Source organism: Streptomyces sp. NPDC048604 (assembly GCF_043199435.1).
Lineage (GTDB): Bacteria > Actinomycetota > Actinomycetes > Streptomycetales > Streptomycetaceae > Streptomyces.
The window spans coordinates 156,799-183,746 of sequence record NZ_JBICVX010000011.1 but is presented as its reverse complement, the minus strand read 5'-3'; the positions used below and the strand labels follow the sequence as shown (position 1 = coordinate 183,746).

General features: G+C 72.8%; 22 protein-coding genes. 15 read left to right on the top strand and 7 right to left on the bottom strand.

What is annotated here, in order from left to right:
* Positions 1–11: 11 nt before the first annotated feature.
* Positions 12–701, bottom strand: coding sequence for a DUF6882 domain-containing protein (locus tag ACGFMM_RS23175; protein ID WP_393648314.1), 690 nt, complete (start codon positions 699–701; stop codon positions 12–14).
* 199 nt (positions 702–900) lie between these two features.
* On the opposite strand from ACGFMM_RS23175, the gene ACGFMM_RS23170 reads away from it, so the two are divergent.
* The 8 genes from ACGFMM_RS23170 (at position 901) to ACGFMM_RS23135 (ending at position 11,033) form a co-directional block, all read left to right on the top strand.
* Positions 901–3,219 carry a tetratricopeptide repeat protein gene (locus ACGFMM_RS23170; RefSeq protein WP_393648313.1) on the top strand — a complete coding sequence of 773 codons (2,319 nt, stop codon included), beginning with the start codon at positions 901–903 and terminating at the stop codon, positions 3,217–3,219.
* A gap of 98 nt (positions 3,220–3,317) precedes the next feature.
* On the top strand, positions 3,318–4,868 hold the full coding sequence (locus tag ACGFMM_RS23165; RefSeq protein WP_393648312.1) for a phytoene desaturase family protein: 1,551 nt from the start codon (positions 3,318–3,320) through the stop codon (positions 4,866–4,868).
* 190 nt (positions 4,869–5,058) lie between these two features.
* Positions 5,059–6,093, top strand: coding sequence for an L-threonine 3-dehydrogenase (tdh, locus tag ACGFMM_RS23160; protein WP_393648311.1), 1,035 nt, complete (start codon positions 5,059–5,061; stop codon positions 6,091–6,093).
* A gap of 2 nt (positions 6,094–6,095) precedes the next feature.
* Entirely contained in the window at positions 6,096–7,295 is a 1,200-nt protein-coding gene (locus ACGFMM_RS23155; RefSeq protein ID WP_393648310.1) for a glycine C-acetyltransferase, read from the top strand.
* A 125-nt stretch (positions 7,296–7,420) separates the two neighbouring features.
* Entirely contained in the window at positions 7,421–8,059 is a 639-nt protein-coding gene (locus tag ACGFMM_RS23150; RefSeq protein WP_393648309.1) for a hypothetical protein, read from the top strand.
* A gap of 105 nt (positions 8,060–8,164) precedes the next feature.
* A complete protein-coding gene (locus ACGFMM_RS23145; protein WP_393648308.1) occupies positions 8,165–8,392 on the top strand; it encodes a ferredoxin in 228 nt (75 codons plus the stop codon).
* Positions 8,382–9,773 carry an NAD(P)/FAD-dependent oxidoreductase gene (locus ACGFMM_RS23140; protein WP_393648307.1) on the top strand — a complete coding sequence of 464 codons (1,392 nt, stop codon included), beginning with the start codon at positions 8,382–8,384 and terminating at the stop codon, positions 9,771–9,773. Before ACGFMM_RS23145 ends, ACGFMM_RS23140 begins: the two co-directional genes overlap by 11 nt.
* A gap of 24 nt (positions 9,774–9,797) precedes the next feature.
* A complete protein-coding gene (locus tag ACGFMM_RS23135; RefSeq protein WP_393648306.1) occupies positions 9,798–11,033 on the top strand; it encodes a cytochrome P450 in 1,236 nt (411 codons plus the stop codon).
* A 57-nt stretch (positions 11,034–11,090) separates the two neighbouring features.
* On the opposite strand, the gene ACGFMM_RS23130 is transcribed toward ACGFMM_RS23135, so the two are convergent.
* Positions 11,091–12,035, bottom strand: coding sequence for an SMP-30/gluconolactonase/LRE family protein (locus ACGFMM_RS23130; protein WP_393648305.1), 945 nt, complete (start codon positions 12,033–12,035; stop codon positions 11,091–11,093).
* A gap of 106 nt (positions 12,036–12,141) precedes the next feature.
* Between ACGFMM_RS23130 and ACGFMM_RS23125 the strand changes: the two genes are divergently transcribed.
* Genes ACGFMM_RS23125 through ACGFMM_RS23115 form a run of 3 tightly spaced genes read left to right on the top strand, consistent with a single transcriptional unit; the run spans position 12,142 to position 14,226 of the window.
* Positions 12,142–12,594, top strand: coding sequence for an Lrp/AsnC family transcriptional regulator (locus ACGFMM_RS23125; protein WP_393648304.1), 453 nt, complete (start codon positions 12,142–12,144; stop codon positions 12,592–12,594).
* A 32-nt stretch (positions 12,595–12,626) separates the two neighbouring features.
* The gene (locus ACGFMM_RS23120; RefSeq protein ID WP_393648303.1) at positions 12,627–13,313 is read left to right on the top strand and encodes an HAD family hydrolase; all 687 of its coding nucleotides are present in this window, start codon (positions 12,627–12,629) and stop codon (positions 13,311–13,313) included.
* 4 nt (positions 13,314–13,317) lie between these two features.
* Positions 13,318–14,226 carry a LysR family transcriptional regulator gene (locus ACGFMM_RS23115; RefSeq protein WP_393648302.1) on the top strand — a complete coding sequence of 303 codons (909 nt, stop codon included), beginning with the start codon at positions 13,318–13,320 and terminating at the stop codon, positions 14,224–14,226.
* Between the two features lie 12 nt (positions 14,227–14,238).
* On the opposite strand, the gene ACGFMM_RS23110 is transcribed toward ACGFMM_RS23115, so the two are convergent.
* A complete protein-coding gene (locus ACGFMM_RS23110; protein ID WP_393648301.1) occupies positions 14,239–16,041 on the bottom strand; it encodes a serine hydrolase in 1,803 nt (600 codons plus the stop codon).
* A 168-nt stretch (positions 16,042–16,209) separates the two neighbouring features.
* On the opposite strand from ACGFMM_RS23110, the gene ACGFMM_RS23105 reads away from it, so the two are divergent.
* Both ACGFMM_RS23105 and ACGFMM_RS23100 read left to right on the top strand, forming a co-directional pair.
* A complete protein-coding gene (locus ACGFMM_RS23105; protein ID WP_393648300.1) occupies positions 16,210–17,319 on the top strand; it encodes an NAD(P)H-dependent flavin oxidoreductase in 1,110 nt (369 codons plus the stop codon).
* A complete protein-coding gene (locus ACGFMM_RS23100; protein WP_393648299.1) occupies positions 17,316–18,866 on the top strand; it encodes an acyl-CoA synthetase in 1,551 nt (516 codons plus the stop codon). The genes ACGFMM_RS23105 and ACGFMM_RS23100 overlap by 4 nt, the downstream gene beginning before the upstream one ends.
* Before the next feature lie 28 nt (positions 18,867–18,894).
* Here ACGFMM_RS23100 and ACGFMM_RS23095 read toward each other — a convergent pair whose 3' ends face one another.
* The 3 genes from ACGFMM_RS23095 to ACGFMM_RS23085 all read right to left on the bottom strand — a co-directional run bounded on the left by ACGFMM_RS23095 (position 18,895) and on the right by ACGFMM_RS23085 (position 22,144).
* The gene (locus ACGFMM_RS23095) at positions 18,895–19,311 is read right to left on the bottom strand and encodes a universal stress protein (RefSeq protein ID WP_393648298.1); all 417 of its coding nucleotides are present in this window, start codon (positions 19,309–19,311) and stop codon (positions 18,895–18,897) included.
* Between the two features lies 1 nt (position 19,312).
* Positions 19,313–20,815, bottom strand: coding sequence for an APC family permease (locus ACGFMM_RS23090; protein ID WP_393648297.1), 1,503 nt, complete (start codon positions 20,813–20,815; stop codon positions 19,313–19,315).
* Positions 20,816–20,923: 108 nt separating this feature from the next.
* Positions 20,924–22,144: a saccharopine dehydrogenase family protein gene (locus tag ACGFMM_RS23085; protein ID WP_393648296.1), complete on the bottom strand. Its 1,221-nt coding sequence runs from the start codon at positions 22,142–22,144 to the stop codon at positions 20,924–20,926.
* Between the two features lie 179 nt (positions 22,145–22,323).
* Between ACGFMM_RS23085 and ACGFMM_RS23080 the strand changes: the two genes are divergently transcribed.
* Positions 22,324–23,343, top strand: coding sequence for an aldo/keto reductase (locus tag ACGFMM_RS23080; RefSeq protein ID WP_393648295.1), 1,020 nt, complete (start codon positions 22,324–22,326; stop codon positions 23,341–23,343).
* Positions 23,344–23,380: 37 nt separating this feature from the next.
* Positions 23,381–24,484, top strand: coding sequence for a calcium:proton antiporter (locus ACGFMM_RS23075; RefSeq protein ID WP_393648294.1), 1,104 nt, complete (start codon positions 23,381–23,383; stop codon positions 24,482–24,484).
* 29 nt (positions 24,485–24,513) lie between these two features.
* Here the strand turns inward: ACGFMM_RS23075 and ACGFMM_RS23070 are convergent, their stop codons facing one another.
* Positions 24,514–26,907 (bottom strand): penicillin acylase family protein, encoded by a 2,394-nt coding sequence (locus tag ACGFMM_RS23070; protein WP_393648424.1) that lies wholly within the window; start codon positions 26,905–26,907, stop codon positions 24,514–24,516.
* Positions 26,908–26,948: the final 41 nt, after the last annotated feature.

Sequence of the window (26,948 nt, the reverse complement as noted above, 5' to 3'; positions counted from 1 at the left end):
CGGTCCGCCTCTCAGCCGAGAACCTTGACCTGTACGCCCGCGATCCGGCCGAGGGCGTCGAAGGTGATCTCCGCCGCGTTGCCGTCCGGCAGCTCGGCCACGATCCGGTCCGCCTCAACGCGGTGCGGCACGCCGTGGTGGTCGAAGTAGCCGCCGACCACGTGCCGGGCCGAGTGCCCGATCAGACCGGCGCCGGTGAGCAGGACCCGCGGCAGGGTGACCGGCTCCAGAGGCGCGCGCGGGACCTGCGGATCGTCCGGCAGGAAGTAGACCCGGGTCTCCGGCCCCGCCGACTGCCCCAGGTAGCCGGGCGCCTCCGCCACGCCCATCGCCGTGAAGGCGAGCATCTCGGCCGCGCGCCGGGGATCCGCGAATCCGCTCAGGTCGAGGACCTCCGCGGTCAGTTCGGGGATGCCGTGGGCCTGCCCGTACCGCTGGACGGCCGTGGTGAGGGCGACCACCTCGGTGCCGACGAGGCCGGGATTGGCCCAACCCCACATCCAGGACCGCTCGTCCGTGTCGTACGTGCCCAGCACCGCGACCCGCAGCTCCGTTCCGCCCTGCCGGTAGCGGCAGGACGGCAGGTCGGCGGTCCACGGCGCGTCGGGCAGGAAGGCCGTGAGGGCTTCGAGCTGCGCGGCGCCCCACGCGGCATGCCGCTCGGCCTCGCACAGGAACGCTTCGCTGAAGGTGCTTGTCATGCCTCCGACCCTACGAGCCGCCGCGGCACGGAAGCCGCAGAGGGGGCCTGCCGAGGTCGCCCCGTGGTCACAGGTTGAACGCGATGCCGCGACCGGGGCCCGCCACACCGACCGCCCCGTTCAAACTGCGGAGGGCGGCAGCCATACTGGACGCGCCGGGGAGGGCGCGGCAGGGAAGCGACGGGGGCGACAGCACGCGATGGCGGAAACCAGGCTGATCCAGGGCCGGTACCGGCTGCTCGAACTGATCGGGCGCGGGGGCATGGGCGAGGTGTGGCGTGCCCTCGACGAGTCCCTGGGCCGCAGCGTGGCCGTCAAGTGCCTCAAGCCGCTGGGCCCCCAGCACGGCCGCAGCGACGACAACTTCGTCAAGGTGCTGCGCGAGCGCTTCCGCCGCGAGGCGCGGGTCGCCGCCTCCCTCCAGCACCGCGGGGTCACCGTCGTCCACGACTTCGGCGAGTCGGACGGGGTGCTCTACCTCGTCATGGAGCTCCTGGAGGGGCGCAACCTCAGCCAGCTCCTGGAGGCGAACAAGCAGGCCCCGCTGCCCGTCCCCGACGTCGTCGACATCGCCGAGCAGGTCGCCGACGCCCTCGCCTACACCCACCGCCAGGGCATCGTGCACCGCGACCTCAAGCCGGCGAACATCATGCGGCTCACCGACGGCGCGGTGAAGATCTGCGACTTCGGCATCGCCCGCCTCGGCGCGGACATCGGCTTCACCTCGCGCCTCACCGGCACCGGCATCGCCATGGGCACCCCGCACTACATGTCGCCCGAGCAGATCAGCGGCACCGAGGTCGACCACCGCAGCGACCTGTACTCGCTCGGCTGCGTCCTGTACGAGATCGCCACCGGCGCCCCGCCGTTCGACCTCGACGACGCCTGGGCCGTCCTCGTCGGCCACCGCGACACCCTGCCCGTACCGCTGCGCGAACACCGCTCCGAACTGCCCGACTTCCTGGAGCGGATCGTTCTCGAACTGCTCCACAAGACGCCCGAGGGTCGCCCCGACGACGCGGCCGAACTGCGCCGCCGGATCGCGGCGGAGCGGTCGGGGACGACCGGGAGCCAGACCACGTCGGGCCACACCACCTCAGGGCATGCCGCCTCGGGCCACACCGCCGCACGCCCCCCAGTCGCCGGTGCGACCCCCACGGCCGGCGCCGACCCGCGCGTCCCCACCCCGTCCCAGCTGCCCGGCTGGACCCGTGGCATGACCACGGGCCACAAGGCCGCCGGGGGTTCCCTCGCCGTACCGCGCGCCACCCCGTACGACCCCTCCGACGGCCTGACCGGCGAGTGGACCTCGATCGGCATGCCCCCGCCGGTCCAGCTCCCCGGCGCCGCGCGCGTCGAACGTCCCACCCCGTCGCCCGAGTTGCTGTCCGTGCTCGCCAGCCGGCACAACGCCGGGCTCAGCCTCGGCCGGCTCGGCCGCTGGGAGGAGGCCGGCGAGGTGCACCGGGCCGTCGCCGAGGACCGCGAGCGGGCCCTCGGCCCCGACCACCCGGACACCCTCACCAGCCGGTACGAGGTGGGCTTCACCCTGAGCCGGACCGACCGCGCCGGCGACGCGCTCCACGAGTTCGCCCGGGTCGCCGACGGCCGGGAGCGGACGCTCGGCGCCGACCACCCCGACACCCTGGCCGCCCGCCAGGAGACCGCGTACGTCCTCGGCCGCCTCGGCCGGCACGCCGAGGCCCACCAGGTGTACGCCTCCGTGCTCGCCGCCCGCGAGCGGACCGTGGGCCCCGACCACCCCGACACCCTGCGCTGCCGCCACAACCTGGCGTTCAACCTGGGCCGCCTCGGCCGCCTCGAGGAGTCGTGGCGGACCGCCCAGGACGTCGCCGACGCGCGGACCCGGCTGCTGGGCGCGACACACCCCGACACGCTGGTCACCAAGTACGAGGTCGCGTACACCCTCGGCCGGCTCGGCCGCTGGGCCGACGCCCTGCACACGTACCGCGAGGTCGCCGCGGCCCGCACCGCCGTCTTCGGCGCCGACCACGCCGAGACCCTCGCCGCGCGGTACGAGGTCGGCATCTGCCTGGGCCGGCTCGGGCGCAGCGCCGAGGCGCTCGAGCTGTACCGGGAACTGGTCGGCGCCCGCAGCCGGGTGCACGGCCCGGCGCATCCCGAGACCCTGCGCGCCCGGCACGGACTGGGCGTCAACCTGGGCCGGCTCGCCCGCTGGGAGGAGGCCCTGCAGGAGTCCCGCGACGTGTGCGCCCTGCGCGAGCGGGTGCTCGGCCCCGACCATCCCGACACCCTGGTCTCGCGGCGCGAGGTCGCCGTCGGCCTCGGCTGGCTGGGGCACTGGGCGGACGCGCTCGGCGCCTACCGCCAGGTCGCCGAGGCCCGCGACCGGGTCCTCGGCCAGGCCCACCCCGACGCGCTGGCCAGCCGCAACGACGAGGCCCACTGCCTGGAGCAGCTCGGCCGGCACGCCGAGGCGGTCGACCTGTACCGCCGTGTCGCCGCCCTCCGGCAGCAGGGCGCCGCGGCGGGCTGACCCCCGGGCCGGCGCCCGCGGGCCGGCGGCGGACGGAAGGCTTCCGCCCTGCCCGCACGAGGGGTACCGCCCGCGATCTCCGCGTGCTAGCAAGAGACATGACTGCACCTGGGAAGCCTTCACAGCACTCGTACGACGCCGTCATCGTCGGCGCAGGACACAACGGACTGGTGGCCGCCGCCTATCTGGCCCGGGCCGGGCGCAGCGTGCTCGTGCTCGAACGGCTCGGGAACACCGGGGGAGCGGCGATCTCCACCCGGCCGTTCACCGGGGTGGACGCCCGGCTGTCGAGGTACTCGTACCTGGTCTCCCTGCTGCCGAAGAAGATCGTGGACGACCTCGGGCTGCAGTTCGCGGTGCGCAAGCGGACCGTTTCCTCGTACACGCCCAAGGGCGACGGCGGGCTGTTCGTGGCCGACCCCGAGCGCACCCGCGCCTCGTTCGCCGCGCTCACCGGCTCCGACCGGGCGTACGAGGCCTGGGAGCGTTTCTACGGGGCGACCGCGCACGCCGCCCGCCGGATCTTCCCGACCCTCACCGAACCGCTGCCCCGGCGCGCGGACCTGCGGGCCCGGCTGGACGACGAGGCGACCTGGCGGATGCTGTTCGAAGAGCCCATCGGTGTCGCCGTGGAGAAGAACTTCGACGACGACCTCGTCCGCGGCATCGTCCTCACCGATGCCCTGATCGGCACCTTCGCCGACGCCCACGACGCCTCGCTGCTGCAGAACCGCTGCTTCCTCTACCACGTGATCGGCAACGGAACCGGCGACTGGGACGTCCCCGTGGGCGGCATGGGCGCGCTCACCGACTCCCTGGCGGCGGCCGCCCGCGCGGCCGGCGCGGAGATCCTCACCGGCCACGAGGCGGTCCGCATCGAGACCGACGGCGCCCAGGCCGAGGTCACCTTCCGCACCGCCGACGGGGAGGGCGTCGCCGCGGCAGAGCACGTACTTGTCAACGCCTCCCCGCAGGCGCTCGCCGCGCTGCTCGGCGACCCGGCCCCGGAGCCCGCCGAGGGCGCACAGCTCAAGGTCAACATGCTGCTCACCCGGCTGCCCCGGCTCCGCGACACGTCCGTCGACCCGCGCGAGGCGTTCTCCGGCACCTTCCACATCGCCGAGGGGTACGGGCAGCTGGCCACCGCGTACCGGGAGGCGGCGTCCGGGCGGCTGCCCAGCGCCCCGCCCTCCGAGATCTACTGCCACTCCCTGACCGACCCGTCGATCCTCGGGCCCGAACTCGCCGAGCAGGGCTACCAGACCCTCACCCTGTTCGGACTGCACACCCCCGCCCGGCTGTTCGCCGCCGACAACGACGGCGCCCGGGAGCGGCTGCTCGCCGCGACCCTCGCCCAGCTCGACGCCTGCCTGGACGAGCCGATCGCCGACGTGCTCGCCCGGGACGCCGACGGCCGGCCGTGCATCGAGGCGAAGACCCCGCTCGACCTGGAGCGCGATCTGCGGCTGCCCGGCGGCCACATCTTCCACCGCGATCTGTCGTTCCCGTACGCCACGGAGACCAGCGGCCGCTGGGGCGTCGAGACCGACCGGGCCAACGTGCTGCTGTGCGGTGCGGGCGCGGTGCGCGGCGGCGGGGTCAGCGGGGTCCCCGGACACAACGCCGCGATGGCGGTGCTCGGACGCTGATGGACGCGCCCGTCCGGTTGACGCCCCGGGCCCTCCGGCCTGGGGCGTGAAGCCCAGCTTCGGCCGCGCTTAAGAAAACCTCGATGGACCGCGAGCCCGACGTAAGGAAGATTTCTTCCAGGGATCTTGGGCGCACAGCCCTGCCCTGACCCTCTGGGTCACAGGAACACGCACGTCGGGAGCCATTGCATTGAAGGCGCTGGTCAAGCTGAAGGCGGAGCCGGGACTCTGGCTCACGGACGTGCCGGAGCCGGAGGCCGGCCCGGGTGACGTACTGATCAAGGTCCTGCGGACCGGCATCTGCGGCACCGACCTCCACATCCGCTCCTGGGACGGCTGGGCGCAGAAGACCATCGCCACGCCGCTCACCCTCGGCCACGAGTTCGTCGGCGAGGTCGTCGAGACCGGCAAGGACGTCGTCGACATCAACGTCGGCGACCGGGTCTCCGGCGAGGGCCACCTCGTCTGCGGCAAGTGCCGCAACTGTCTGGCCGGCCGCCGCCACCTCTGCCGCGCCACCGTCGGCCTCGGCGTCGGCCGGGACGGCGCGTTCGCCGAGTACGTCGTGCTGCCCGCGGCCAACGTGTGGGTGCACCGGGTCCCCGTCGACCTCGACGTCGCCGCGATCTTCGACCCCTTCGGCAACGCCGTGCACACGGCCCTGTCCTTCCCGCTGGTCGGCGAGGACGTGCTGGTCACCGGCGCGGGCCCGATCGGCATCATGGCCGCCGCCGTCGCCAAGCACGCCGGCGCCCGGCATGTCGTGATCACCGACGTCAGCGAGGAGCGGCTCGACCTGGCCCGCAAGGCCGGCGTCTCGCTCGCCCTCAACGTCGCCGAGCAGTCCATCGCGGAGGGCCAGCGGATCCTGGGTCTCAAGGAGGGCTTCGACGTCGGCCTGGAGATGTCCGGCAACCCGCGCGCGATGCGCGACATGGTCGCCAACATGACCAACGGCGGAAAGATCGCCATGCTCGGCCTGCCCGCCGAGGACTTCGCCGTCGACTGGGCGAAGATCGTCACCTCGATGATCACCATCAAGGGCATCTACGGCCGCGAGATGTTCGAGACCTGGTACGCGATGTCGGTGCTCCTGGAGGGCGGTCTCGACCTCGCCCCGGTGATCACCGGCCGGTACCACCACACCGACTTCGAGGCGGCCTTCGACGACGCCGCGTCCGGCAAGGGCGGCAAGATCATTCTCGACTGGACCACGGGAGCCTGAACATGTTCGACTCTGTACGCGACGACCTGCGCACCACCCTCGACGAGATCGTCCAGGCCGGCCTCCACAAGCCCGAGCGCGTCATCGGCACCCCCCAGTCCGCGACCGTCGCCGTCACGGCCGGAGGCCGCCCCGGCGAGGTGCTGAACTTCTGCGCCAACAACTACCTCGGCCTCGCCGACCACCCCGAGGTCGTCTCCGCCGCGCACGACGCCCTGGACCGCTGGGGCTACGGCATGGCGTCCGTCCGCTTCATCTGCGGCACCCAGGAGGTGCACAAGGAGCTCGAGGCCCGGATCTCGAACTTCCTCGGCCAGGAGGACACGATCCTCTACTCCTCCTGCTTCGACGCCAACGGCGGCGTGTTCGAGACCCTCCTCGGCCCCGAGGACGCGGTCATCTCCGACGCCCTCAACCACGCCTCGATCATCGACGGCATCCGCCTGTCCAAGGCCCGCCGCTTCCGCTACGCCAACCGCGACATGGCCGACCTGGAGCAGCAGCTCAAGGAGGCCACGGAGGGCGGCGCCCGGCGCAAGCTGATCGTCACCGACGGCGTGTTCTCCATGGACGGCTACGTCGCCCCGCTCGACGAGATCTGCGACCTGGCCGAGCGCTACGACGCCATGGTCATGGTCGACGACTCGCACGCCGTCGGCTTCGTCGGCCCCGGCGGCCGCGGCACCCCCGAGCTGCACGGCGTGATGGACCGCGTCGACATCATCACCGGCACCCTGGGCAAGGCCCTCGGCGGCGCCTCCGGCGGCTACGTCGCCGCCCGCGCCGAGATCGTCGCCCTGCTGCGCCAGCGCTCCCGCCCGTACCTGTTCTCCAACACCCTCGCCCCGGTGATCGCCGCCGCCTCCCTCAAGGTCCTCGACCTCCTGGAGTCCGCCGGAGACCTGCGCGAGCGGCTGAACGCCAACACCGCGCTCTTCCGCTCCCGGATGACCGACGAGGGCTTCGACGTCCTCCCCGGCGACCACGCCATCGCCCCCGTGATGATCGGGGACGCGGCCGTGGCCGGACGCATGGCCGAGCTGCTCCTGGAGCGCGGCGTGTACGTGATCGGCTTCTCGTACCCGGTGGTTCCGCAGGACCAGGCCCGCATCCGCGTCCAGCTCTCGGCGGCGCACTCGACCGAGGACGTCAACCGCGCCGTGGACGCCTTCGTCGACGCGCGGGCGGCCCTGCAGGGCTAGGTCCTGTCCGACCGCGCCCTGAGCTGTATGGCGCACCCAGGTCTTCCTCCCGGGTGATCCCGGTGGCGTGAGCCGCGCGATCGCCGGTGTCTGTACGAAGGAGTGCAGGCAGAAGGCGGGAGACCATGCAGCGGAAGCACGAGCGTCTGGCGACGCCCTGGGCCGCCGGGCTGGCCGGGGTCGTGTTCGCGGTCCTCATGGGCACGGCGATCGTCCTGGTACGCATCGCCCTGCCCGGCGGCGCCGGCGGTGACGACGTCACCGCCGACGCCGGCCGGCGCACCGCCGTGCGGACGGCGCTGGAACTGGTCCCCTTCGCCGGCATCGCCTTCCTGTGGTTCATGGGGGCCATGCGTCAGCAGGCGGGCGAGGCCGAGGACAAGTTCGTCTCCACCGTGTTCCTGGGCAGCGGCCTGGTCTTCGTCGCGACCCTGTTCGGCGCCGCCGCGGCGGCCTGGACCGTGCTCGACGGGAGCGGCCAGGGCGCGTCCTTCGGCCGCCCCTTCACGTACGCCCTGCTCACCACGTACGCCATGCGGATGGCGGCGGTGTTCGTCATCACGACCTCGACCATCGGCCGCCGCCTCGGCGTCCTCCCGCGCCCGCTCGTCGTCCTCGGCTATCTGGCGGGCCTGACGCTGCTCGTGGCGGGAGCGGACCTGCCCTGGTCCGAACTGGTCTTTCCGGCCTGGGTGCTGGTCCTCAGCCTGAACATCCTGCGGGGCCGGCGTCCCGCCCCGTCCCTGCCCGCCGCCTCGGCCTGATGCGGTCGCCGCGCTCACTCGAACGGTCCGCTCCTCGTCGCCGCGATCCGCCTGGCCGCCGAGAGTGGTCGGAGGGGGTTGACCGGGCCATTGGAGAGGACCGCCGTGGTAAGGATTGCCGTCGATCTGAACCGCTGTCAGGGGTATGCGCAGTGCGCGTTCCTCGCCCCCGAGATCTTCGCCATGCACGGCGACGAGGGGCTGCTGTACGACCCGGACGCCGACGAGGCACAGCGCGGGAGACTGGCCCAGGCCGCCGCGGCCTGCCCCGTCCAGGCCATCCTCGTCGACGCCGTGGACGAACCGGCCGAGGCGGTGCCCGGTGCTCGGTGACGGAACCCTGGACCAGCTGAAACGCGAGGGCCGCATCGTCGTCGTCGGCGCCTCGCTGGCCGGGCTGCGGGCCGCCGAGACCCTGCGCGCCAAGGGCTTCGAGGGCTCGCTGACCATGATCGGCGACGAGCCCTGGGAACCGTACGACCGGCCCCCGCTGTCCAAGCAGGTGCTGCTGGGCCGGGCGGCCGCCGACCGCACCGCACTGCCCAGGCTCCGGTCCGTCGACGCGACCTGGCGGCTCGGGGTTCCGGCCACCGGCCTGGACATGGCCGCCCGGCGGGTGCGGCTCGCCGACGGCGACGAGGTGCCGTACGACCGGCTGCTGATCGCCACCGGGGTCCGGGCGCGCCCGTGGCCGCGCGAGGACGAGGCGGAACTCGACGGCGTCTTCGTGCTGCGGACCCGCGACCACGGCGCCGCGCTCGCCCGGCAGCTCGCCGAGGGACCCAAGCGGGTCCTCGTCATCGGGGCCGGGTTCACCGGCTCGGAGATCGCCTCCGCCTGCCGCGAACGCGGCATCCCCGTCACCGTCGCCGAACGCGGCGCGGCGCCCCTGGTCGGCGCGCTCGGCGGGGTGGTCGGCGCGGTGGCCGCCGGCCTCCAGCGCGAGCACGGCGTCGACCTGCGGTGCGGGGTCATGGTGACCGCGCTGGAGGGCGACGCCTCGGGGCGGGTGCGCGCCGCACACCTGTCCGACGGCTCCACCGTGGACGCCGACGTGGTCGTCGTCTCGCTCGGCGCCCTCCGCAACACCGAGTGGCTCGCCGGCTCCGGACTCGGGGCCGGCCCCCGCGGCATCGCCTGCGACGCCGGCTGCCGCGCCTTCGACATCCGCGGCATCGTCACCGACGACATCTACGCGGCGGGCGACGTCGCCCGCTGCCCGCACCCCCTGTTCGGCTACCAGTTCCTGTCCCTGGAGCACTGGGGCAACGCGGTCGCCCAGGCCGGGATCGCGGCGCACAACATGCTCAGCGCGAGCACCGACCGCGTACCGCACATGGAGGTCCCGGCCTTCTGGTCCTCCCAGTTCGGCGTCAACATCAAGTCGGTCGGAGTGCCGTCGATGGCGACGGAGATCCTCATCGCGCAGGGCTCGCTGGACAGCCGCCGGTTCGTCGGCGTCTACGGGTACCAGGGGCGCGTCATCGGCGCCGTCACCTTCGACCACGGCCGGTGGCTGCCGTTCTACCAGGAGCTGATCGAGACCACCGCGCCGTTCCCGCCGGCGTTCGCCACGGTCGACCGGCGCGCGGACGGACAGCGGCCCGTCGACGCCGACTTCCCCGACCCGTCGGTGCCCACCCACGGACCGACCGTGACCCTCAGCGGATACTCGCCGGCCGACCGCCGGATGACGTTCACCCCCGCGCACTGACCCGCCCGGCCTCGAGGACCAGCCATGACGCCATCCCTGCTGCACCAGATCCTGGACTACGCCAACCGGGCCGATCCGTACCCGATCTACGAAGAGCTGCGCCGGACGCCGGTCCACCACGAGGCCGACGGACCGTACGTGATCAGCACGTACTACGAGATCCGCAGCCTGCTCCACGATCCCCGGATCAGCTCCGACTCCCGCAACGTGGCCTCGAACGCCGCCGACCCGCTGGCCGAGACCGCCACGGAGGAGGGTGCCCTGCCGCCGAGCTTCCTCAAGCTCGACCCGCCGGAGCACGACCGGCTGCGCCGCATGACCAACCGGCACTTCGGCCCGCCGCACTCGCCGCACCGCGTCGACGGCATGCGCCCGGAACTCGACGACATCGTCGCCGGCCTCATCGACGGCATCGCCGACCCGGGCCGGATCGACCTGGTGGAACAGGTCTCGTACCCCTTCCCTGTGACGGTGATCTGCAGGCTGCTCGGGGTGCCGCGCGAGGACGAGGCGCGCTTCCACACCTGGGCGGACACCCTCGCCGCCAGCCTGGACCCCGACCCGGACGCCGACCCCGCCGAGCGGGGCAAGGGCGCGAGCGAGGCCCGGATGCAGTTGGGCATGTACCTGGCCGGCCTGATCGAGGAGCGCCGCAAGAACCCCGGGGACGACATGCTCTCCCAGCTGGCGACGGCCAAGGGCGAGGACGGCCCGATGACCACGATGGAACTGCTCAGCACCGCCGCGCTGTTGCTGATCGCGGGGCACGAGACCACGGTCAACCTCATCACCAACGGCATGCTGACCCTGCTGCGCAACCCCGACGTCCTCCAGCGGCTGCGCGCCGAACCGCGGCTGGCCGTGCCGCTCGTCGAGGAACTGCTGCGCTTCGAGCCGCCGGTGCAGCTGCTGCCGCAGCGTGTCACGCTCGCCGACATCGAGGTCCGCGGCGTCACCATCCCCAAGGACGCCTCCCTCTGGCTGGTCCTGGCGTCCGGCAACCGCGACCCCGAGCGGTTCGAGGACCCGGACCGCTTCGACCCGGACCGCCGGGACATCCAGCACCTCGGCCTGGGCAGCGGCATCCACAGCTGCTTCGGCGCGCCGCTCGCCCGGCTTGAGGCCCAGCTCGCCCTGTCGGAGCTGGCCCGGAGACTGGAGAACCCCCGGCTCGTCGAGGACCCGCCCCCGTACCGGCAGAACGCGGTGCTGCGCGGACCGCGGCACCTGCACATCGCCTGCGACGGGATCCGGCCGTAGGCAGGCCGACGGTTCCATCGGTGGATAGGGACGGGTCGGCTTCGCCACCGGGATCTGCTAGAGCCAGCGGCGTCGCCCCGGACCGGTCGGGTGCGTGCCGGTGACGCCCATGACCACCGAGTACAGGCTGGTCTCGGCGGTGATGAAGAGGCGGTTGCGCTTGGCGCCGCCCCAGGAGATGTTGGCGACCGTCTCGGGGACGTTGAGGCGGCCGATCAGGGTGCCGTCCGGGTCGTAGCAGTGAACGCCGTCGTCCATCGCGGCGGCCCAGAGCCGGCCGCCGTCGTCGAACCGGAGGTTGTCGAAGCGGGCCTTCTCGCGTGCCCCGGCCTCGGCGAAGACCTTGCCCTGGGACAGAGTGCCGTCGTCGCGTACGTCGAAGACCCGGATGAAGCCCGCTCGGGTGTCGGAGACGAACAGCTGCCGCTCGTCGGCCGAGAAGACCAGCCCGTTCGGCGCGCCGAAGCAGTCGGCGACCAGCCGCACTTCGCCCGTGGCCGGGTCGATGCGGTAGACGTTGTTCGCGCCGATCTCGCTCTCGGCGCGGTGGCCCTCGTAGTCGCTGGTGATGCCGAAGTCCGGGTCGGAGAACCAGATGGAGCCGTCGGACTTCACGGCCGCGTCGTTCGGGCTGTTCAGGCGCTTGCCCCGCCAGCGGTCGGCCAGCACGGTGACGGTACCGTCGTGTTCGGTCCGGGTCACCCGGCGGTTGCCCTGCTCACAGGTGATCAGCCGGCCCTCGCGGTCGAGGGTGTTGCCGTTGGTGTGTCCGGCGGAGCGGCGGAAGACACCGACCGCACCGGTCTCCTCGTCCCACCGCAGCATTCGGTCGTTGGGGATGTCGCTCCAGACCACCTGCCGCCAGGCGGGCAGGTAGACCGGCCCCTCGGCCCAACGGCAGCCGGTGAACAGGACTTCCAGCGCGTCGTCTCCGTTCATGCATCGTCCGGTACGGAACCGGTCGTCCAGCATCTCGTACAGGCCCGGGCGCTCACCGCTCATGGAGTCCACTCCTCACGAAACCGTCGTGTGCCGAATGAGAATCGGCCTCAGGTACATACTTCAAGATGAGATACTGTTCAGGCCAGTCAATTCCGAATGGAGAGTTGTGGATCACATCGATCGCGCACTGCTGGCCCGGCTTCAGCAGGACGCCGCCCAGCCCTACGCGGCGCTCGGTCAGGCCGTCGGCCTGTCCGCCGGCGCCGCCCACGAGCGGGTGCGGAAGCTGCGCGAGCGCGGCGTCATCCGGCGTACCACGGTCGACGTGGACCCTGCCGCCGTGGGCAGCGCCGTCCTCGCCTACGTCATGGTCGACTCGACGTCCTGGATGGGTGATTCGGCGCAGGACTTCGCCGCGCTGCCCGAGATCCTGGAGGCGCACGTCATCGCCGGCAGCGCCTCGGTCCTGGTGAAGGTCAGAACCGCGACCACCGAGCAACTGCAGGACGTGCTGCGCCGGATCTACGCCATCGACGGGGTCAGCGGAACGCAGGCCACGGTGGTCCTGGAGACGTTCTTCGAGCGGCCGCTCTCACCACTGACCGCCGACCAGCCGTGATCACCCCGCGCCCCGGCGCCTACCCTGCGGGAATGATCAAGCCGATAGAACTCGTGATCTTCGACTGCGACGGTGTCCTGGTCGACACCGAACGCCTCGCCGTACGCCTGCAGATCGCGCTCGGGGCGGAGCTGGGCTGGCCGCTCACCGCCGACGAGGTGGTCGAACGCTTCATCGGGCGCTCGAAGGAGTCGATCGTCGAGCAGCTCACCGAGCGGCTCGGCGCGCAGACGGCCGGACTCTGGTGGAGCCGGCTCATGGAGCGCCACCGGGACGCGGTCGATCTCGGCATCGACCCGGTGGACGGACTGCCCGAGGCGCTCGCCGCCCTCACCCTGCCGACCTGCGTCGCCTCCAGCGGTTCCCACGAGAAGATGCGCCACACCCTGGGCCGCACCGGGCTGTACGACCACTTCGCCGGCCGGATCTACAGCGCGAGCGAGGTGCCCCGTGGCAAGCCCGCGCCCGATCTCTTCCTGTACGCCGCCCGCCGGATGGGCGTCGACCCGGCGGCGTGCGCGGTGGTCGAGGACAGCGGGCCCGGCGTCGCGGCCGCACGGGCCGCGGGGATGCGGGCCTTCGGCTACGCCGGAGGCCCGACGCCCGCCGGACGACTCGAAGGCCCGGGCACCGTCGTCTTCGACGACATGCGCGAACTGCCGGACCTGCTGGCCGGGATTCCGGCCGAAGCGGGACGGCCTCCGGAGCTGCGACACTAGGAGCATGATCGAAGCGCGGCGGCTGCACATTCTCCGGGCGGTGGCCGACCACCGCACCGTCACGGCGGCGGCCGCCGCGCTGTACCTCACCCCCTCCGCCGTCTCCCAGCAGCTCGCCGCCCTGGAGCAGGAGACCGGGCACCGGCTCGTCGAGCGCAGCGCGCGCGGCGCCCGGCTCACCCCGGCCGGCGAGATCCTGCTGCGGCACGCCAACGCCGTGCTCGCCCAGCTGGAGCGGGCCGAGTCCGAGCTCGCCGCGTACGGCTCCGGCGAGGCCGGCACGGTCACGGTCGCGGCCTTCGCCACCGGGATCGGCCTGGTCGTCGCCCCGGCGATCGGCGAACTGGCCCGGACCTCGCCCGGCATCCGGGTCCGCGTCCGGGACGCCGAGGGCGACGCCAGCCTGCTGATGGTCCTGGACCGGCAGGTCGACGTGGCCGTCGCCGTCGAGTACCGGGGCGCGCCCGGCGAGGACGACGCCCGGCTCACCCGGCTGCCGCTGTACGCGGAGCCGTTCGACGCGGTCCTGCCGCTCGGCCACCGGCTCGCGGACGGTGAGCGGGTGGCGCTCGCCGATCTGGCCAAGGACCACTGGATCGGCCAGTCCGCCGGCAACCCCTGCCACGACGTGACCGTCCTGGCCTGCGAGTACGCCGGCTTCGAGCCGCGGTTCGACCACACCTCGGACGACTTCCGCGCCGTCGTGGCGCTGGCCGCCGCGGACGCGGGCGTCGCGCTCGTACCGCGCTCCGCGCTGCGCGGCACCGACCTCGCCGGGGCCGTCGTCCGCCCCGTGGACGGCGTCGCGCCGACCCGGCGGGTCTTCGCCGCCGTGCGCCGCGGCTCCGAGGACCATCCGCTGATCGCCCCCGTACTGGCCGCGCTGCGCGCCGCCGCGGAGCCGGGCGCGTAGCGCCGGACGCCCTCAGTCGGCGGACGCCTCCCAGCCCGCCGCCTCGATGCGGGCCGCGTCGGCCGGCCGGGCGTCGTCGAACAGCGGCCGGCCCTCGGCGTCGACGACGCGCGGCCGTTCCACGTACACCCCGCGCCCCACGTACCGCTGGTCGGTGGCATACCGCCAGCGCAGCCGCACGGGCGCGTCGGCCCAGGCCGCCAGGTCGGCCGTGGCGCGGTGCCAGACCCGCCCCGACCAGCCGCCGACCGCACCCGACGGATGCTGCTGCGGCTCCTCGTCCGGCCGGACGGTGGTGAACGGCACCGCCGTCCAGCTCGCGCCGCCGTCGGCGGAAGCCTCCAGGCGGGCGTGGTCGGTGGCCGGTTCGGTGTCCCACCACAGGCCGAAGTCGAGCCGCGCCGCGCCGGCGAGTGCGGGCAGGGTCAGCGTGGCGGCGACGGCGCTCGCCATGCCGGAGTACCAGGCCGTGCCGCCGCGCGCCGGGCGCACCGGGACGGCGCGGGCGAGCGCGTTGGCGGTGGCGACGCGCGGCGCGGAGCCGGAGCGCCAGGTGCGGACGGGGTGCACGGAGTTGCCGAGCACGATCAGGAAGGCGTCGGTGGTGGGGTCGACGACGAGGCTGGTGCCGGTGAAGCCGGTGTGCCCGGCGGAGCGCGGGGTGGCCAGGGCGCCCATGTACCAGTGCTGGTTCAGCTCGAAGCCGAGGCCGTGCTCGTCGCCGGGGAAGGCGGTGTTGAAGTCGGTGAACATCAGCGCGACGGACTCCTCGGAGAGGATCCGGGCGCTGCCGTACGCCCCGCCGTTGAGCAGGGTGCGGGCGAGGACGGCCAGGTCCCAGGCGCAGGAGAAGACGCCGGCGTGCCCGGCGACGCCGCCGAGGCTGTACGCGTTCTCGTCGTGGACCTCTCCGTGGACCATTCCGCGGTCCAGTCCCGACCAGGGCGGCCGGGCGTCCTCGGTGGCGGCGATCTTCGGCCGCCAGGAGGCCGGCGGGTTGAACCGCGTGCGGTGCATCCCGAGCGGAGCGGTGATCTCGTCGTGGAGCAGTGCATCCAGAGTGCGATCGGTGATCTGCTCCAGGACGAGCTGGAGCGAGATCAGATTGAGGTCCGAGTAGAGGTACTTCGTGCCCGGCGGGCTCGCCAGGGCCTCGTTCCACAGCAGCCGCAGCTTCCCCTCCCGGGTGGGCTCCTTGTAGAGCGGGATCCAGGCGCGGAAGCCCGAGGTGTGCGTGAGCAGCTGACGGACCGTGACGTCCTGCTTGCCGCCGCCCGCGAACTCCGGCAGGTACGCGGCGACCCGCTCCTCCAGCTCCAGGGCGCCGCACTCCAGCTGCTGCACCGCCAGGATCGCGGTGAACAGCTTGGAGACGGACGCCAGGTCGAAGACGGTGTCCTCGGCCATCGCGATCCGTTCCCCGGGCGGCACTTCCACCCCGGAGTCGGTCGTCTCGTCGTACGCCGCGTATCGCACCGCGCTGCCGATCGGCCGGTGCAGTGCCACGGTTCCGCCGCGCCCGGCGAGCAGGACCGCGCCCGCGTACCAGGGGTGCTTGGGGGAGGGGCCGAGGAACGCCTCGGCGTCGGCGACCAGCCGGTCGAGGTAGGCGGGCAGCAGCCCGGCCCGCTCGGCGGAGCCGTGCCGCAGCACGGTGCGCCGGCCCCCGGTCGCCCCGGGCGCGCCGTCGTCCTGCGGCCCGGGGACCGCGGCGGCCCCCGGGATCGAGCCGACCATCACCGCACCTCCCAGAGCGAGGAGTCCGCCGCCGAACGCGCGACGGCCGATTCCCCGGCCCGCCGGTTCCTTCGTCATCCCTACCCTCCCACGCCTCTGAAAGAATCCTTCGCCCATACCCGCAACGTCTGAAACTTTCTTACCGGGGGTGCGGCGCGTCAGGGAAGCAGGCGGTGCCGCAAAGAATCTGACGCTGCATCAGAAAACCTCTTCCCTCGGACGTCCTGCTGCGGCATCCTGCCGCCCATGAAGACGGAGCTGAGTCGCACACTGGGGATCGAGCACGCCATCTTCGGCTTCACGCCCTTCCCCGCGGTGGCCGCCGCCATCACCAGAGCCGGCGGATTCGGCGTCCTCGGCGCGGTCCGCTACACCGCCCCGGACGACCTCGCCCGCGACCTCGACTGGATGCAGGAGCACACCGACGGACTGCCCTACGGCCTGGACGTCGTCATGCCCGCCAAGAAGGTCGAGGGCGTCTCCGAGGCCGACGTCGAGGCCATGATCCCCGAGGGACACCGGGAGTTCGTCCGCGAGACCCTCGCCAAGCACGGAGTGCCCGAGCTCGCGGAGGGCGAGGCGTCCGGCTGGCGGATCACCGGCTGGATGGAGCAGGTCGCCCGCAGCCAGCTCGACGTCGCCTTCGACTACCCCATCAAACTCCTCGCCAACGCCCTCGGCTCCCCGCCCCCCGACGTCGTCGCCCGCGCCCACGACCACGGCGTGCTCGTGGCCGCGCTCGCCGGCAGCGCCCGGCACGCCCGCCACCACGCCGACGCCGGCATCGACGTCGTCGTCGCGCAGGGCTACGAGGCCGGCGGCCACACCGGCGAGATCGCCTCCATGGTGCTCACCCCCGAGGTCGTCGAGGCCGTCGCCCCGCTGCCGGTGCTCGCCGCCGGCGGCATCGGCAGCGGCGAGCAGATCGCCGCCGGGCTCGCCCTCGGAGCCCAGGGCGTCTGGCTCGGCTCGATCTGGCTCACCGCGGCCGAGGCCGAACTGCACTCGCGCGCCCTGACCGCCAAACTCCTCGCCGCCGGCTCCGGCGACACCGTCCGCTCCCGCGCCCTGACCGGCAAGCCCGCCCGTCAGCTGCGCACCGAGTGGACCGACGCCTGGGACGACCCGGCCGGCCCCGGCCCGCTGCCGATGCCGCTGCAGGGCCTGCTCGTCGCCGAGGCCGTCTCCCGGATCCAGAAGTACGAGGTCACGCCGCTGCTCGGCACGCCCGTCGGCCAGATCGTCGGCCGGATGAACTCCGAGCGCAGCGTCCGGCAGATCTTCGACGAGCTCACCCGCGGCTTCGAACAGGCCGTCGACCGCATCAACCGCATCGCGGGAAGGGACGGACAGTGAGCGACGTACCCAACGGCTTCTGGGCGCAGGCGTCCGCCGACCCCGCCCGTACGGTCCTCATCGCACCCGGCGGCCAGGAGTGGTCCGCCGGACGGCTGCACGCCGACGCCAACCGCCTCGTCCACGGACTGCGCGCGGCCGGACTGGAGCGCGGCGACGTCTTCGCCGTCGTCCTGCCCAACGGCGTGGAGTTCCTGACCGCCTACCTCGCCGCCGCCCAGGCCGGCTTCTACCTCGTCCCGGTCAACCACCACCTCGTCGGCCCCGAGATCGCCTGGATCGTCGCCGACTCCGGGGCGAAGGCGCTGCTCGCCCACGAGCGGTTCGGCACGGCGGCCGGGGCCGCCGCCGACGAGGCCGGGCTGCCCGCGACCCACCGCTACGCCGTGGGCACCGTCCCCGGCTTCCGCCCGTACGCCGAACTCCTCGACGGGCAGCCGGAGTCCGTGCCCGACGACCGCACCCTCGGCTGGGTCATGAACTACACCTCCGGCACCACCGGCCGGCCCCGCGGCATCCGCCGCCCGCTGCCCGGCAAAGTCCCCGAGGAGACCTATCTCGGCGGCTTCCTCGGCATCTTCGGCATCCGCCCCTTCGACGGCAACGTCCACCTGGTCTGCTCGCCGCTGTACCACACGGCCGTGCTGCAGTTCGCCGCCGCGTCCCTGCACATCGGGCATCCGCTGGTCCTGATGGACAAATGGACCCCCGAGGAGATGCTGCGGCTCATCGACGCGCACGCCTGCACGCACACCCACATGGTCCCCACCCAGTTCCACCGGCTGCTGTCCCTGCCGGAAGACGTACGGGACCGGTACGACGTGTCGTCGATGCGGCACGCCATCCACGGCGCCGCGCCCTGCCCCGACCACGTCAAACGGGCGATGATCGCCTGGTGGGGCCACTGCGTCGAGGAGTACTACGCGGCCAGCGAGGGCGGCGGCGCGTTCGCCACCGCCGAGGACTGGCTGAAGAAGCCCGGCACCGTCGGCAAGGCATGGCCGATCAGCGAGCTGGCGGTCTTCGACGACGACGGGAAGCGGCTCGGCCCCGGCGAACTCGGCACCGTCTACATGAAGATGACCACCGGCGGCTTCGCCTACCACAAGGACGAGGCGAAGACCGCGAAGAACCGCATCGGCGACTACTTCACCGTCGGCGACCTCGGCGTCCTCGACGAGGACGGCTATCTCTTCCTGCGCGACCGCAAGATCGACATGATCATCTCGGGCGGGGTCAACATCTACCCCGCCGAGATCGAGGCCGCGCTGCTCAGCCACCCGGCCGTCGCGGACGCCGCCGCCTTCGGCATCCCGCACGCCGACTGGGGCGAGGAGGTCAAGGCCGTCGTCGAGCCCGCCGAGGGCCACGAGCCGTCGCCCGCGCTCGCCGCCGCCGTCCTGGCCCACTGCGAGGAGCGGCTGGCCGGCTACAAGCGCCCCAGGAGCGTCGACTTCACCGCGGCCATGCCCCGCGACCCCAACGGCAAGCTCTACAAGCGCCGACTGCGCGACCCGTACTGGGAGGGCCACGACCGCCCGCTCTAGACCGCGCCGGGACGGGGAGGCGGCGCTTTCACTCCTCGGGCGGGACGCAGAGCACCGGTACGCGGGACAGGTGCAGGAGTTTGTGCGGCGTGGAGCCGAGGAGCGCGCCGCGCATCGGGCTCTCGCCCCAGCTGCCGACCACGATGACGCGTGCGGCGTGCCGCCGCGCCGCGTCGATCAGGGCCTGGGCGGGCTTCTCGTCGAGCACCTCCACGACGCTCGGCACGCCCGCCCGGTCCGCCTCCATGACGGCGTGCTCCAGAGCGGTACGGCCGACCTCCCGGATGGCCTCGTGGTGGGACGCGTACTCCTCGCCCGTGGGGCCGGGGACCGCGGCGCCGAAGACCAGGACGAGCCGCTCGTCGAACGCCGCGGCCACCTCGATCGCGATGCGCAGGGCGCGGGCGGCGCCGGGGGACTCGTCGTAGCCCAGGACCACCGTCATCTCAGGCCCCCTTGCCGTGGCCGTGGACCAGTTCGGGGTCGGCCACACCGGGGCGCTCCTGCCAGTACGCCGGCGCCCACAGGCGTCGCGCGATCATGGCCAGGACGCCGGTGAGCGCGATGCCGATGCCGATGACGAGCGGCGGACCGAGGCCGAACCACGAGGTCCCGCTGTACGAGTTCTCCGGGTCGGACATGTCCATGACTGACCGCACCAGCAGCCAGGTGAGCAGGCCGGCGCCGACCAGCGGCCCGACGCCGATCATCAGGAAGTTGTGCACGCTCTCCAGAAGATGACGGCGGTAGTAGACGACGCAGGCCACGCCGGTGAGCGCGTAGTAGAAGGCGATCAGCAGCGACAGCGCGGTCAGCGAGTCGAAGAGTGCGTTGGAGCTGATCTGGCTCACCACGAGGTACCAGGCGATGGCGATGGCGGCGACCCACCACGTGCTGACGTCCGGGGTGCGGAAGCGCGGGCTGATGTGGGCGTAGTGCTTGGGCAGCGCACCGCGCCGGGCCATGGACAGCGCGGTCCGTGACGCGGGGATGATCGTGGTCTGGGTGGAGGCGATGGCGGACGTGGAGACCGCCAGCAGCAGCACCCAGTCCCAGCCGCCCATCACGTCCGTGGCGAGCTGGGCGAAGATGAACTCCTCCTCGTCGGCGTTGTCGGCGAGGAACGCCGGGCCCGCGTAGGCCACCACCGCGAAGGCCACGGACACGTAGCTGACCAGGAGGATGACGGTGGACCAGAGCCCTGCCCTGCCCGGGGCGGTCGCGGAGTCCTTGACCTCCTCGGTCAGGTTGACGGCGGATTCCCACCCCCAGTACGCGAACACGCCGAGGAGCAGCCCGCCGGTCAGCGCCGCGCCGCCGGCCCCGAAGGGGTTCAGCCAGCTGAAGGCCGGATCGACCGCGTCGTACTTGCTCGTCCCGTTGTAGGCGCTGTACAGCGCCACGGACACGAAGACGAGCAGACAGGCGACCTGCGCCAGGATGAGCACGTTCTGCACGTGGGCCGACAGCTCGGTGCCGATGACGCACACGGCGGTCATCACCACGATGAGCACCACCGTGAGCAGTTGGCGCACGAAGGTGTTGTCCACCCAGCTGTCGAGGCCGAAGGCGAGCAGCGCGAAGGAGACGGCCACGTCGGCCAGCGAGCCGACGACCAGCACGCCGGTCATGGCGATGGCCCACCCGCCGAGCCAGCCGGCCCAGGGGCCCATGGCGCGGGTGACCCAGGAGAAGGTCGTGCCACAGTCCTGGTCGACCCTGTTCAGGTAGTAGAAGGACGAGGCGATCAGCAGCATCGGCACGAAGGACGCCAGCATCACGCCCGGCGCGTAGATTCCCACGAGCGCCACGATGGGACCGATGACGGCCGCGAGGGAGTAGGCGGGGGAGGTGGAGTTGAGCCCGATGACCAGGGCGTCGAGGAATCCGATCGCGTTGTGCTTCAGCTCCACGGGGCGCCCGGTGGGCGCGGCATCCTCGGCGGTCATGCTCCCTCGTTCCCGTCGGGCCGGAAAGACACAGCGAGACATCTGGCTCTCATCGTAGGAACGCTCGATCGGACGTGCATGCGCAGACGGGCCTTCCGGGTCACGGCGTCACTGCTCGCGCATGCCCCACGGCGCCCCGTACTCCGGAAGCAGGTCGAGGAAGGGGCCCGGCGGCAGCGCCTCGGGCCCGAGGACGCCCCGTCCCTGCCAGGCCCCGGACGCGACCAGTTCCAATGCGGCCACCGGGTTCATCGCGGTCTGCCACACGACGGCCTGCGAGCCGTACTCCCGCATCGACCACTGGTTGTCGACCACCTGGTAGAGGTACACCTCGCGGGGCCGTCCGTCCTTGGTGCCCTTGACCCAGGTGCCCGCGCACGTCTTGCCGTGCATCCGGTCGCCGAGGCCCGCCGGGTCGGGCAGGCATGCGGCGACGACGTTCCGCGGTGACACGGCGACCTGTCCCGAGGGCCCGGAGACCTCCACCGGATCCGTGCGGTCGAGCCCCAGCTTGTGCAGGGTGCGCAGGACGCCGATGAACTCGTCGCCGAGCCCGTACTTGAAGGTGACCCGCCGGGCCTTCACCCATCGGGGAACCAGCAGCACTTCCTCGTGCTCGACGTTCACGCACTCCACCGGACCGATGCCCTCGGGGAAGTCGAAGACCTCGGGCTCGCTGAAGGGCGCCGTGGTGAACCAGCTGCGGTCCTCCTCGTAGACGACGGGCGGGTTCAGGCATTCCTCGATCGTCGTCCAGATGCTGAAGGTCGGGGCGAAGGCGTACCCGTCGACCACCAGGTTCGCGCCGTCGCGGACGCCGATCTCCTCGATCTCGTCGAAGAGGGCGTCGGCGGCGTACCGGGCGAAGACGTCCGAGAGGCCCGGCTCCACGCCCATGCCGACGAGCGCGAGCCGGTCCGCCGCCTCCCACTCGGCCGAACGGGCGAACTGCTCGTCCCCCAGCTTCACGCCGCACTCCTCGTACGGGCGGGACGGATGCGGCCGGGACAGGGACATCGCCATGTCGAGGTAGTGGGCCCGCTCGGCGAGCGCCGCTTCGAACAGGGGCATCACGAAGCGTGGATCGGTGGCGTTGAGCAGGACGTCGCAGCGGTGCTCGGCCAGGGCCGCCCGTACTCCGGCGGTGTCCGAGGCGTCGAGCCGGATCGCGGTGAACCGGTGCGCGTCGCCGCCGAGGCCGGCGACGGCCGCCTCGGCCCGCGTCCGGTCGTAGTCGGCGACGACCATGTGCGCGAAGAACGAGCGGCGGGCGGCGATCCTGGTGATCGCCGTGCCCACTCCTCCCGCCCCCACCATGAGGATGCGCATGCGGCACTCCTTCGTTCCGCCCCCGGGCACGGCCGGGTGCCCTTCCGATGATGCCGCCGGTCGGGCTCGGCCGCCCGGCGGGCGGCGGTGCGGTGCGGGCGGGCCCTGTGGACGGCCGAGCCGGGGCCGAACCGGTCCCGTAGAGTCGAACGTCCCGATGCAGAAGAGGAGTTCACCTCATGCGCTACCGACTCTTCGGCCCCACCGGACTGCGGATCTCCGAAGTGATGCTGGGCGCCACGAGCTTCGGCGAGCAGGGCGGCGGGGGCGTGCCGCCCGAGGAGTGCCGACGCATCCTCGACCTCTACGACGACGCCGGCGGCAACGTCGTCGACACCGCCGTCAACTATCGCGGCGGCGAGAGCGAGCAGATCCTCGGGGAGCTGCTCGACGGCCGGCGCGACCGGTTCGTCCTCGCCACCAAGTACTCCGTCACCCGCGACGACGCCGACGCCAACGCCGGAGGCAACCACCGCAAGAACCTCAGGCTGTCCCTGGAGACCAGCCTGCGCCGGCTGCGCACCGACTACCTCGACGTGTACTGGGTCCACATGTGGGACCGGCACACCCCCGTCGAGGAGACCATGCGCGCCCTCGACGACGCCGTGCGCGCCGGGAAGATCCTGTACGTCGGTATCTCCGACGCGCCCGCCTGGGTGGTGAGCCGGGCCAACACGCTCGCCGAATGGCGCGGCTGGCAGCCTTTCGCGGGGCTGCAGGTCCCGTACAGCCTGCTCCGGCGGGACATCGAGCGCGAGCTGCTGCCGATGGCCGAGGCGTTCGGGATGACCGTCGCCGCGTGGAGCCCGCTGGCCGGCGGCATCCTCTCCGGCAAGTACACCCGGCCGGGCGGCCCCGGCCCGAGCGCCCGGCTCGCGGCGGACTCGCTGGGCGAGCGGGACCACGCCGTCGCCCGCGCCGTCCAGCAGGCCGCCGACGAGCTGGGGGTGACGCCCTCGCAGGTCGCGCTCGCCTGGACCCGGGCCCGCTCGCGGGCGGTGGTTCCGATCGTCGGCGTCCGCTCGGCCGAGCAGCTGAAGGACAACCTCGGCGCGCTCGACGTGACCCTGCCCCCGGAGACCGTCGAACGCCTGGAGGAGGCAACGGAGTTCCGGCTCGGCTTCCCGCGCGACTTCATCGACGGCAACGAACGCTGGGTGTTCGGGGAGGCCACCGGAAGGCTCGACGGCAGGGGCTGACCGAGGGGTTCATCCCCTTTGTGGCAGTATGGTGATCATGAGTTCGAGTGTGGCGGGCCTGACCCGACAGTGGAGCACGTGGGCGCCGGTCGTCGCCGGTGTCGCCCTCGGCGTCGGATGGGGCCAGGATCTGGCAGGATTCGCCGTCGCCGTGATCGGGGTGTGCCTGCTCGGCGCGGTGCTCGCCGCCGTCCATCACGCCGAGGTCATCGCCCACCGCGTCGGCGAGCCCTACGGCTCGCTCGTGCTGGCGGTCGCGGTCACGGTCATCGAGGTCGGACTCATCGTCACCTTGATGGTGGGAGGCGGCGACAAGGCCACCACCTACGCCCGCGACACCGTCTTCGCGGCCGTGATGATCACCTGCAACGGGATCGTCGGTCTGTCGCTGCTCGTCGCGGCGCTGCGCAACCGCGTCGCCGTCTTCAACGCCGAGGGCTCCGGCGGCGCGCTCGCCACGGTCTGCACCCTGGCCACGATGACCCTCGTCATGCCCACCTTCACCACCAGCCACCCGGGCCCGGAGTTCTCCGACGCCCAGCTGGCCTTCTCCGCCGTGGCCTCGCTCTTTGTGTACGGGCTGTTCGTCGCCGTCCAGACCGTCCGGCACCGCGACTACTTCCTGCCCGTCAGACGCCTCGGCGGCGACCCCGAGTCCGACGACGAGCACGCCGATCCGCCCACCCGGGCCGAGTCCTGGTGGAGCCTCGGGCTGCTCCTGCTCGCCCTGGTCGCGGTGGTCGGACTGGCCAAGCTGGTCTCGCCCACCATCGAGGACGCGGTGGAGTCCGCCGGACTGCCCAAGGCCGTCGTCGGCGTCGTGATCGCCCTCATGGTGCTGCTGCCCGAGACGCTCGCCGCCGTGCGCGCCGCCCGCCGCGACCGGATGCAGACCAGCCTCAACCTGGCCTACGGCTCCGCGATCGCCAGCATCGGCCTGACGATTCCGGCGATCGCGCTCGCCTCGGTGTGGCTCTCCGGGCCCCTGGTGCTCGGTCTGGGCGCCGTCCACATGGTGCTGCTGGTGCTCACGGCCGTGGTCAGCGCCCTCACCGTCGTACCCGGACGGGCCACCCTGCTCCAGGGCGGCGTCCATCTCGCGATCTTCGCCGGCTTCGTCTTCCTCTCGTTCAGTCCCTGATCCCGCTGTTCAGTCCCTGACGCGGCTGTTCAGTCGCGGACGCGGACGACCTTGAGCGCGGGGGAGCGCAGGATGTCCTTCTCGCAGAAGCGGGAGGTCACCCAGCGCTCCCCGGAGTACAGCTGCGTCTGGTCGCTGTAGTGCGGCGAGTTCGGGTTCGAGGACTGCGCGTACGTCAGCAGCGTCCGGGTCACCGGGCACCGCCCGCCGTCCCAGCCCACCGCCTGGACATGGCTCGTGCCGTGCGCCACCTCCGTGTACCCGCCGCCGGCCGCGTTCCACACCGGCTCGGTCTTGTTCCAGACGCCGAGCGCCTCCGTGCCGCCGCTCACCGGGATCCGCGTCCCGTTCCGCACCACGAACTGGTGCGCGCCCAGCGGCGCGTCGAGCGGGATGCCGGCCGAGCGCAGCTCGGCGACGGCGTCGGTCAGCGCCTTGGCGAAGGCGGGCGAGTCCGTGTTGAGCGTGTGCGGGGTGCGGACCGGGTCCGTCGCGGAGAACGGCACCTTCCACTGGTCGGCCGGCTTCGCCGTTCCGGTGAACTTCCGCCAGAACCGGTCGAACAGCAGCGCGCCGCGGCTGTCCGAGTCCACCGTCCGGTCCCAGCCGGCGAGCGCCCGGCAGGCCTCCGGATCGTCCGGCAGCACGGCCGGGCAGGCCCGCGCCGCCTCCTCGGCCGCAAGGTCGCCGGCCGGCGCCCGGTTGGCGAACTGCTGCCGCTGCAGGTCGGCGACCGTGAGCCCGCCTCGCGCCGCCATCGCCGCCACGTCCTCGACGCCGCCCCGGGTGCGCAGCGAACGCGGTGTGCCGATCGTCCCGAAGACCCGCTCGTAGCCGGTCAGCGGCCGGTCCGCGTTGGTCAGCCAGGCGCTGTCGTTGGAGTTCTCCGCGTACGGCGCGTCCCGCAGCACCGGCAGCTTCGACGCGCCGAAGACGCCCGGCTGCACCGCGTCCGGGTCGGAGCCGAGCGCACAGTCGGCGCGCGAGCCGTCGAGCACGGCGACGCCGGAGGCGGGGTAGGTCGCCCGGCCGAGCGGTGTGGAGCAGCGCTGCGCCAGCTCGTCGGTGATCCGCGGGAGCACCTGAGCCTGGGCGAACAGGGTGTGACCGGAGGCGTCCGCGGCGATCGTGTTCACCCACGGCAGGCCCTGCACGCGCCGGAGCGTGCCGAGCACGTCCTGCGTGGACCGCGCCTTGGCGAAGCCGAGCGCGGTGTCGGAGCCGCGCAGGTTGGCGGCGTTGGGGTCGTTCAGCGCGTACGCGGTCGTGGCCGTCCAGGGCAGCGGCAGCGCCGAACCGAGGCCGGTGACGACCGGTCCGTACCGGGTCCACCACTGCGTCCGGGTGACGGGCGCACCGTCCTTGACCGGGACGGTCACCGTGCGCCGGGTCATCCGCTCCGGCTTCCCGTCGACCAGGTAGACGGTGGGGTCGGCCGGATCGAGGGCCAGCTGGTGCAGATTGAGCGTGACGCCGGTGGCGACGGTGTGGCTCCACGCCACCTTGTCGTTGAAGCCGATGTTGACGACGGTGGTGCCGAGCAGCGACGCGCCGGAGACGTTCAGTTCGCCGGGGATGGTCTGCTGGGACTGCCAGAAGCGGCGGCCGCCGTGCCACGGATAGTGCGGGTTGCCGAGCAGCAGGCCCCGGCCGTTCGCCGTCGTGCCGCCGCTGAACGCGACCGCGTTGGATCCCATGTCGGCGCCGTCCGCGGCGAACAGCGCGCGGGCGGCGTCGGCGGCCCGGCCCGGCTCGGGCGCCGTCGCGGCCGGCGCCCCGGCGGCGGGCGGCTGCGCGGCCGTGATGCCGTCCACGGCGCGGCCCTGGCCGCCGAGCACCGAGACGGCGAAGCCGCGCCGCGCCACGTCCAGCGCGGTGACCGGGCGGACCCAGGCGGCGTCCTTGCAGGCCGGGTCGGTGACGCGGTTCTGCTTCAGCCAGGCGTTGTAGCCGGCCGCCCAGCCCCGCATCAGCTCCTTCAGCTGCCGGCTGGGGCCGGCGGGCGCGGGGGTGCGCAGCAGGTCCTCGACGGTCCCCGCGTCGCGGACGCCGCGGAAGTACAGGTCGCTGGAGAGGTTCCGGGCGGCGGACGACAGGGACCCGTCGGGCGCGCCGTCCGCGCCGAAGTACCGCGCGCGTTCGCCGTTGACGGTCACGAAGCCGTCGGCCAGCGTGCAGACCTGGTCCGCGGCCTGCGCCCAGCCGGTGCCGAAGCCCAGGTTCGCGTAGTCCTTCGCCATGATGTGCGGGACGCCGTACTCGGTGTACCGGATCACGGCCGACAGACCGCGGTCGGACGGCCGGTGCCGCCGGTCTCCCGGATCGCCCGATTCCGCGGCGGCTGCCGCGGGCAGCGTGGCGGTGACCGTGGCCAGGGCGGCGCCGAGCAGGAGCAGGTGTTTCAGACGGGTGCGCAGGTGCAACGTTCCTCCCAACGGACGGATGGTGCAACGCGGTTGGACCA